9 protein-coding genes are annotated in these 8,104 nt (G+C 72.6%); 7 read left to right on the forward strand and 2 right to left on the reverse strand.

All coding sequences use genetic code 11. The features are described 5' to 3' along the window. Positions 1-131: 131 nt before the first annotated feature. From ACH4EB_RS33025 to ACH4EB_RS33040, 4 genes are all read left to right on the forward strand, one after another. Entirely contained in the window at positions 132-1,853 is a 1,722-nt protein-coding gene (locus ACH4EB_RS33025; protein ID WP_398351904.1) for an acyl-CoA dehydrogenase family protein, read from the forward strand. A gap of 189 nt (positions 1,854-2,042) precedes the next feature. Further along, positions 2,043-2,429 carry an SH3 domain-containing protein gene (locus ACH4EB_RS33030; RefSeq protein WP_398351905.1) on the forward strand — a complete coding sequence of 129 codons (387 nt, stop codon included), beginning with the start codon at positions 2,043-2,045 and terminating at the stop codon, positions 2,427-2,429. A gap of 199 nt (positions 2,430-2,628) precedes the next feature. Then, the gene (locus ACH4EB_RS33035; protein WP_398351906.1) at positions 2,629-3,225 is read left to right on the forward strand and encodes a dihydrofolate reductase family protein; all 597 of its coding nucleotides are present in this window, start codon (positions 2,629-2,631) and stop codon (positions 3,223-3,225) included. A gap of 338 nt (positions 3,226-3,563) precedes the next feature. After that, complete coding sequence (locus ACH4EB_RS33040; protein WP_398351907.1) at positions 3,564-3,920, forward strand: STAS domain-containing protein; 357 nt, start codon at positions 3,564-3,566, stop codon at positions 3,918-3,920. Positions 3,921-3,949: 29 nt separating this feature from the next. On the opposite strand, the gene ACH4EB_RS33045 is transcribed toward ACH4EB_RS33040, so the two are convergent. Both ACH4EB_RS33045 and ACH4EB_RS33050 read right to left on the reverse strand, forming a co-directional pair. Then, on the reverse strand, positions 3,950-4,363 hold the full coding sequence (locus tag ACH4EB_RS33045) for an STAS domain-containing protein (protein ID WP_398351909.1): 414 nt from the start codon (positions 4,361-4,363) through the stop codon (positions 3,950-3,952). A gap of 184 nt (positions 4,364-4,547) precedes the next feature. After that, entirely contained in the window at positions 4,548-5,114 is a 567-nt protein-coding gene (locus ACH4EB_RS33050; protein WP_398351910.1) for an STAS domain-containing protein, read from the reverse strand. 313 nt (positions 5,115-5,427) lie between these two features. Between ACH4EB_RS33050 and ACH4EB_RS33055 the strand changes: the two genes are divergently transcribed. The 3 genes from ACH4EB_RS33055 to ACH4EB_RS33065 all read left to right on the forward strand — a co-directional run bounded on the left by ACH4EB_RS33055 (position 5,428) and on the right by ACH4EB_RS33065 (position 8,054). Continuing rightward, positions 5,428-5,844 carry an ATP-binding protein gene (locus ACH4EB_RS33055; protein WP_398351912.1) on the forward strand — a complete coding sequence of 139 codons (417 nt, stop codon included), beginning with the start codon at positions 5,428-5,430 and terminating at the stop codon, positions 5,842-5,844. A 234-nt stretch (positions 5,845-6,078) separates the two neighbouring features. Continuing rightward, complete coding sequence (locus ACH4EB_RS33060) at positions 6,079-6,687, forward strand: GNAT family N-acetyltransferase (RefSeq protein ID WP_398351913.1); 609 nt, start codon at positions 6,079-6,081, stop codon at positions 6,685-6,687. 161 nt (positions 6,688-6,848) lie between these two features. After that, complete coding sequence (locus ACH4EB_RS33065; RefSeq protein ID WP_398351914.1) at positions 6,849-8,054, forward strand: flavin-containing monooxygenase; 1,206 nt, start codon at positions 6,849-6,851, stop codon at positions 8,052-8,054. The last annotated feature ends 50 nt before the right edge of the window (positions 8,055-8,104 follow it).

The raw sequence follows: 8,104 nt of genomic DNA on the forward strand, positions 1-8,104 counted from the left end.
GGCGCCCGGTTCGGCCCGATGTATTCGGAATCGCCCGCCGCGCCCGTACCGCCTCTCCACCCCCGTAGCGCCCACATACCCCTCCCGTATCCACACCCCGACCACCCACCCGACCCCGAAAGGCGGACCCCATGGCCGACCCGCTGCTCTTCAACCCGCGTACCTACGACCCGGCGCACTTCGACCCGGAGACCCGCAGGCTGCTGCGTGCCACCGTCGACTGGTTCGAGGGCCGTGGCAAGCGTCGGCTGATCGAGGACTACCGCTCCCGCGCCTGGCTGGCCGACTTCCTCGCGTTCGCGGCCGAGGAGGGACTGTTCGCCACCTTCCTCACCCCGGCCGCGGCGGCCGGCGGTGCCGAGGACAAGCGCTGGGACACCGCCCGCATCGCCGCCCTCAACGAGATCTTCGGGTTCTACGGGCTCGACTACTGGTACGCGTGGCAGGTCACCATCCTCGGCCTCGGACCGGTCTGGCAGAGCGACAACGCCGCCGCCCGCGCCCGTGCGGCGGAACTCCTCGCGGAGGGTGAGGTGTTCGCCTTCGGCCTGTCCGAGAAGGCGCACGGCGCCGACATCTACCACACCGACATGCTCCTGGAACCCGACGGCAACGGCGGTTTCCTCGCCAGGGGCGCCAAGTACTACATCGGCAACGGCAACGCCGCCGGACTCGTCTCCGTCTTCGGCCGCCGCACCGACGTCGAGGGCCCCGACGGCTACGTCTTCTTCGCGGCCGACAGCCGCCACCCGGCGTACCACCTGGTGAAGAACGTCGTCGACTCCTCGAAGTACGTCAGCGAGTTCCGCCTCGACGCCTACCCGGTCGGCCCGGACGACATCCTGCACACCGGCCGCGCCGCCTTCGACGCCGCGCTGAACACCGTCAACGTCGGCAAGTTCAACCTCTGCACCGCCTCGATCGGCATCTGCGAGCACGCGATGTACGAGGCCGTCACCCACGCCGGCAACCGGATCCTCTACGGCCGCCCGGTCACCGCCTTCCCGCACGTGCGCCGCGAGCTGACCGACGCGTACGTACGCCTCGTCGGAATGAAGCTGTTCAGCGACCGTGCCGTCGACTACTTCCGCTCCGCCGGCCCCGACGACCGCCGTTACCTGCTCTTCAACCCGATGACGAAGATGAAGGTGACCACCGAGGGCGAGAAGGTCATCGACCTGATGTGGGACGTCATCGCCGCCAAGGGCTTCGAGAAGGACACCTACTTCGCGCAGGCCGCCACCGAGATCCGCGGCCTGCCGAAGCTGGAGGGCACCGTCCACGTCAACCTCGCGCTGATCCTCAAGTTCATGGGCAACCATCTGCTGAACCCGGCCGAGTACGCACCCGTACCGACCCGCCTCGACGCGGCCGACGACGCCTTCCTCTTCCGGCAGGGCCCGGCCCGCGGACTGGGGGCCGTCCGGTTCCACGACTGGCGCGCCGCCTACGACGCGTACGCCGAGCTGCCCAACGTCGCCCGCCTCCGGGAGCAGGCGGACGCCCTGTGCACGTTCGTCACCACCGCCGCCCCCGACGAGGAGCAGAGCCGCGACCTCGACCTGCTGCTCGCCGTCGGCCAGCTCTTCGCGCTGGTCGTGCACGGCCAGCTCATCCTCGAACAGGCCCGCCTGACGGACCTCGACACGGACGTCCTCGACGAGTTGTTCGCCGTCCTCGTCCGCGACTTCTCCGCGCACGCCGTCGAACTGCACGGCAAGGACTCGGCCACCGAGGCCCAGCAGGACTGGGCCCTGTCCGCGGTCCGCCGCCCGGTCGTCGACGAGGCCCGCTCCGCGCGGGTCTGGGAGCGCGTCGAAGCCCTTTCCGGGGCGTACGAGATGGCGCCGTAGCGGGACGCCCGGGCGGACGCGGGGTGATCAACGGGTGCAAGTGGGGACACGGGGCGCATTCAGGAACTGGCCCCTCCGGTGCGATTTCTGGACAGATGACTCTCGTGTCCCGCGTATCACGCTCCGGCACGCCATGCTCGGTGCAACCGGGCCAGCCGTACGGGCGCCCGCCGAGCAAGGGGGAAAACCATGACACTGAAGAAGCGCGCGAGATGCGCCGTGGCCATCGCCGTACCGCTCCTCCTGTCAGGTGCCACGCTCACCGTCACCGCGCCGTCCGCCGGCGCCGCGCCCTCCGGTGCGGACGCGTGTACCCACCCCGGCTGGTCGAACAAGTCCGGCGCCAAGGGCACCGCGCGCGACGCCACCGTCAAGATCCGCACCGGCCCCAACAAGGAGTGCGGTGTGGTCGCCACGGTGGGCACCGCCCGCGTGCTCTTCTACCACTGCTGGGTGAAGAACTCCGCGGGCAACAAGTGGACGCACGTACGGATCGACGGCCTCAACGTCAACGGCTGGGTCTACAACAAGAACCTCGACGACGGCGGTTCCGTCCACCCGGACAACAAGTGCTGATCTGACGCGTCACTGCGCACGACCTCAGGAGCGGGCCCACCGCCACCACGGGCCCGCTCCTGAGCGCTGATCGGGGGCGCGGGCCGGGGCCTTACGGGGTGCGCCGACTCGTGGGGGCGGGCTGGGGGCCCGATGATGCCGCTGCGGCGCGGCGAGCCGCGGCGCCGGACATCCGTACCGAGGACGAGGAGCGAGCCCCATGCGTGTCGCGATCAACGAGTTCATGAGTCTGGACGGTGTCGTGCAGGCGCCGGGCGGCCCCGAGGAGGACACCGACGGCGGGTTCGCGCACGGTGGCTGGTCGCAGGCGTTCTTCGATCCGGAGACCGTGGGCGGCGCCTTCGACGAGGCCCTGAGGAGCGCCGACGCCCTGCTGTTCGGGCGGCGCACCTGGCAGACGATGGCCGCGGCCTGGCCGGACAGAGGCGGCGAGCCGTTCGCCGACCGGATGAACTCCATCAGGAAGTACGTGGTCTCCGGCACGCTGAAGGACGACGAGCTGACCTGGGACAACACCGTCCGCATCCCGGGCGGCGAGGCGGTCGCCCGGGTCCGGGACCTGCGTGCCACCGAGGGCGGCGACCTGTTGGTCATGGGCAGCCCCACGCTCGCGCGCACGCTCCTGGCGGCGGGGCTGGCCGACGAACTCCGGCTGATGATCATGCCCGTACTGCTCGGCGGCGGAAAGACGATCTTCCCGGCGGACGGCGGGAAGCGCACCTTCGAACTGGTCTCCACGGTCACCAGTGGTGCGGGCGTTCACGTGTGCACCTATCGGGCGGCCGCGGAGCGGTAGGAGTGGTCATGCGCACGGCAGGCTGGTCGTGTGCACGGTGGGGGCGGTCATGCGTACGACGGGCTCGGGCCGGCGGCATCGCGCCTTCCGGTCCGGCCTCCGTATCGCCTCTCGAACCGGTGCACGGATTATTGGATGATCGGCCCGGGATGGCCGAGCGAACTGTGATGCCGAGCGGGCAACGACGATCGCTGGGTGATCAGTAGAAGTCTTTCGTGAAAGTTTCATTGATTCATGAACCTTCGGCTTCGTCTGCGCGTGTGGTGTCCGTAAGCTGCCAGCAGCCCCGCCGCAGACCCGGTCGTGCGGGCCGCGCCGTCCCCGAGGAGTTGGCCGCCATGAACACCCGGTGTCCCGAGCTGAGGGAGGGCTGCCGGGTGATCTGCCCGGTGGGCGAGATCGATCTGGCCACGGCACCGGCCTTCCGGGACCAGCTCAGAGGGAACGATGCTGCACTCCCGGCCCGCGTGGTCGCCGACCTGCGGCGGGTGACCTTCATCGACAGCAGCGGCCTCCAGGAACTCATGAAGGCCCAGGCGCGCTGCGAGGCGGTCGGCGGCTGGGTGCGCCTGGTCTACGACCACGAAGCCGTCGACCTGCTGCTCCGGCTGACCGGCTACGCGGAGCAGTTCCCCCGCTACGCCGGTGTCGAGGACGCCTGCCGTGACCGGCCCCAGGACTTCGGCGGCCGGTGATCCGGCGCCGGCGCGCCCCGTGTCCGGGATCAGGCGCCCGGACCGGCGCTCACCGGATGCGGCGGCGGCCAGGTGGGGCGATGGTGCACGGGCAGGCTGGCCAGCGCCCGGGTCACGGTGGGGAAGACGACCAGCACCTCCCTGCTGCCGGTGTGCTCCAGCATCCACAGCACGCGGCGCCCCACGCAGGCGAGCAGGAGGCGGCCGCGCCGGCGGCTGAGCAGCCAGTGCAGCCCGAGCAGGCAGTTCAGACCGCGGGAGTTGCAGTAGACCAGCGCCGAGCAGTCCATGACCACGTAGCGGTAACCGGCGTCGACATGGCCGCCCATCGTCGTACGGAAGAACTGCTCCCCGGCATGGTCGAGGGCTCCGCTGACGCGTACCACCGCGCACGCGTCGCAGTCGGCGACCATGTTGACCAGCAACCCGTCAGCGTGCGGCATCTCGCACCTCCGAGCGCGTTCGCACCAACACCCATGGGCCGGGCCGACCACGCTATCCGTACGCGGGCACGGGTACCAGGCGTGTCCGGACCGGAGGCGGCGACTTGCGCCACCCCTGAGAGAGGGCCCGCGGCCCGGATGCCGGGCGGCCGCGGTCCGGCATCCGGGCCCGCCAGGGGCCCCGTTAGCCGCCGTGCGGCCGGGTGGGGCCGTATGCGGCCCTCCGGCGGCGCACGGCGAGGCGGCGGGCGCCGCTGCCCGCCGAACGGCCGCTTCCCGCCGTCCCTTCCGGGCGCGCGGAGCCCGTACCGGCGGCGGGCAGCAAGGCGAACGGCCGGGACAGGGGCACCAGTTGCAGCACCCGGTACACGCAGCGCGGCGGCTGGCGCAGAAAGGTCTCCCCGCCGTGCGCGGCCACCAGGGCCCGTACCTCGCACAGCCACTGCAGCCCGCTGCAGTCGAAGAAGGTGACCTGACTCAGGTCCAGCACCACCGTGCGGACGGCCGGCGAGGACACCTGGGGCAGGGCGGGACCCAGCCGCCGGGCGAGCTCCAGATCCAGGTCGCCGTGGACCGACAGCAGCAGCGTCTCCCCCTCCCGCCGCGCGCGCCAGCACGGTCCGTCGCTCCTGAGGTACGAGCCGGTCGTCCGCCTGCGCGCCCCGCGGTCGTGCCGCCACCAGCGGGCGCCGGTACGGACGAGGCGGCGGGGAGCGCGGCGGCCACGGAAGCAGCGTGCGAGACCAGACACGGGCGTCTCCTCCGTCGGTGGACGAGTCCCGGCCCGTTGCGAGGTGGCCGGGCAGTCGTGGCCGAGCGCGTGGGCGGTCCGATGGTGTCCCGGGCGTTCACCGACCCGCCCGTCGGCCTCATCCGGTGTGATGCCCCCGATTCCGGGGGGACAAGCACGCGCCGGGGCAGCGTCCCACCGGAGACACACGGCACCCGGAGTGCGTGGCCGTCACTCGAACGGGGCATGGGTGGTACAGACCAGCCGCCGCGATCCGGCCACCGAGGCGCAACCCACGGGGGCCGGCTGGCCCTTGGGGGGAGTGAGCCGAACGTTGGGTACCCGCCGTCGCGCCCGCGTCCGGACGACGCGGGCCGAATACCTCTTGCCGCACGCCCACGAAACCGTCTTCTGGGCCCGCTGGCTGACCGCCGCTTTCCTCACCCGGGACGGGACCACCGGGACCTGCCCCGCCGACCCGGCGGACGCCTCGCTGGTCGTCACGGAACTGGTCGCCAACGTCACCCGCCACACCCGCAGTAGCTGCCGGCTGAGCCTGTGCGCCCAGGACGGCACCCTGACGGTCGAGGTGAGCGACGACTGCCCGGACCGGCCCCGGATCCACCCGGCCGGCGACGGCGACGAGAGCGGCCGCGGGCTGCTGATCGTGTACGCCCTCGCGCGCACCCTCGACGTCCTCGACGCCCCGACGGGCGGCAAGACGATCCGCGCCACCCTGGGCGCCGGGTGAGCGGCAGATGAGCATCGGCGGGTGGGCCGCCGACCGGTCCCGGTGCCGCCCCGCCCCGGCCCCGTCCCGCGGCCGGGGCCGGGGCGGCAGGGCGGCTCGGGTCGCTCGGACGCAGGAGGGGAACGGCTTTTCGGCCCGGTCGGCTCGCGATCACCGCCGGCTGAACGCGGATTCGCGACGAGCGGGACGAGAACACCCCACCCTCCGGCCCGTGAAGATCACCAGGGGTGCAGAATGACCGATGTGCCGATAACGAACACCCCGCAGAGGGCGACGGTCGATGACGCCCGACTGGTCAGCAGTACCCTGGCCCGCGCCTTCGACGACGATCCGATGATGCGTTGGTTCTTCCCCGAGGAGTCCACCCGCGAGACCGGGCTGGGCCGTTACTTCACCACCCTGTTCACCCGGCAGTACGCCCGCCACGGCGTGTGCGAACGCACCGACGCGGCGGCCGCCTTCTGGGTGCCGCCGGAGGGACAGGCGAAGGCCGTTCCCGACGCGGAGACCGTCGAGGAACTCCAGGAGATCCTCGGCGACCGGGCTTCACTGTTCCGCGACGCCGTCACGGCGGCGGCCGAGCACGCCCCCCAGGAGCCGCACTGGTACCTCGCGGTGCTCGGCGCCGACCCGGCCGCCCAGGGGCAGGGGCACGGGGCCGCGCTGCTGCGCTCCGGGCTGGCCCAGGCCGACGCGGCGGGCCTGCCCGTCTACCTGGAGTCCTCCAAGCCGGCCAACCTCCCGATCTACGAACACTTCGGCTTCGCCGTGCTCGGGGAGGCGCAACTGCCGGGCGGCGGCCCGGTGCTGTGGGCCATGCGGCGCGTTCCCCGTACTTCCTGACAACGCCTGAGCGCGTCGGGCGGGCTGCCGAAAGAGCCGAGGCCGCGTCGCGGGGTGAGTTGGGCAAACCCCCGCCCCCCCCCGCGACGGCGGCCCCGCCGCCGCACCGCCCGCTTCCGCCGTCCGTGACCCGGCATCGGGCGATTCGTTTGCAGGTCACCATGGCTGCTACCCGAGACTCCGCGCCCCCGCCCGTCGTCGTCATCGGTGCCGGGCCCAGCGGGCTGGCGACCGCCGCGATGCTGCGACGCGCTCGCGTCCCTGCCGTCGTCATCGACAGCGGCGCCCGGATCGGCGACAGTTGGCGCGGCCACTACGACCACCTGCGGCTGCACACCACCCGCGCCCTGTCCGGGCTGCCGGGCCTGGCCGTGCCCCGCGGATGCGGTACATGGGTGAGCCGCGACGACTGGGCCGACTACCTGGAGCGCTACGCCACCCACCACCGGCTCGACATCCGTACGCACACCACCGCCGAACACCTGCGGCCCGCACCGGCGTGCACGGCGGACACCCCGTACGCGCAGGCGGCGGCCCGCTGGTACGTGCGGACCGGCTCCGGCGAACACCCCGCCCGCGCGGTCGTCCTGGCGACCGGCCGCAACCGCGTCCCGTACGTACCCGACTGGCCCGGCCGCGCCACCTTCACCGGCCGCCTGCTGCACTCCCGGGAGTACCGCGGTGCCGAGTCCTGCACCGGCCGTACGGTGCTCGTCGTGGGCGCCGGGAACAGCGGTACCGAGATTGCCGTCGCCGTCGGCCGGGCCGGGGCGGCGCGCGTCTGGCTCTCCGTACGGACCCCGCCGAACATCGTCCCCCGGGGCAGCAGCCGCTGGCAGGCCCTCGGCCTCTGGGCGCACCGCCTCCCGCCCGCCTGGGGCGACCGGGCCGCCGGCCTCATGCGGCGGCTGTCCCTCCCGGACCTGTCCGCACACGGGCTGCCGGCCCCTGCCGAGGGCCTGTACTCCCGCTCCGCCCGGGACGGCGCCAGCCCCGTCCACGACCGGGGCATCGTCGCCGCCGTACGGGCCGGGCACGTCCGGCCGGTCGCCGCGGTGACCGGCCTCGACGGACCGCGGGTCGTACTGGCCGACGGTACGGAACTGACCCCGGACATCGTCGTCGCCGCCACCGGCTACCGCCCCGGCCTGGAGCCCCTGCTCGACCCCCTGCCCGTCCTCGGCGCCCGTGGGCACCCGCTCGTGTCCGGCGCGCGCACCAGCCCGGACGCGCCCGGCCTGTACTTCGCCGGGTACACCAACCCGCTCAGCGGCGCGCTGTACCAGGCCGCCGCCGACGCACGGCACATCGCCCGCGCCCTCAGAGGTCGTTTTCTCCCGTTGTTTCATCCCGTCATGCGTGTTTGATCCGGTGATGTCGGGTGGCGCCAGGAGATGGTGTTCTCGCCGGTGAGGCG

Source organism: Streptomyces sp. NPDC018045, assembly GCF_044327445.1.
In the GTDB taxonomy this organism is placed as follows: domain Bacteria; phylum Actinomycetota; class Actinomycetes; order Streptomycetales; family Streptomycetaceae; genus Streptomyces.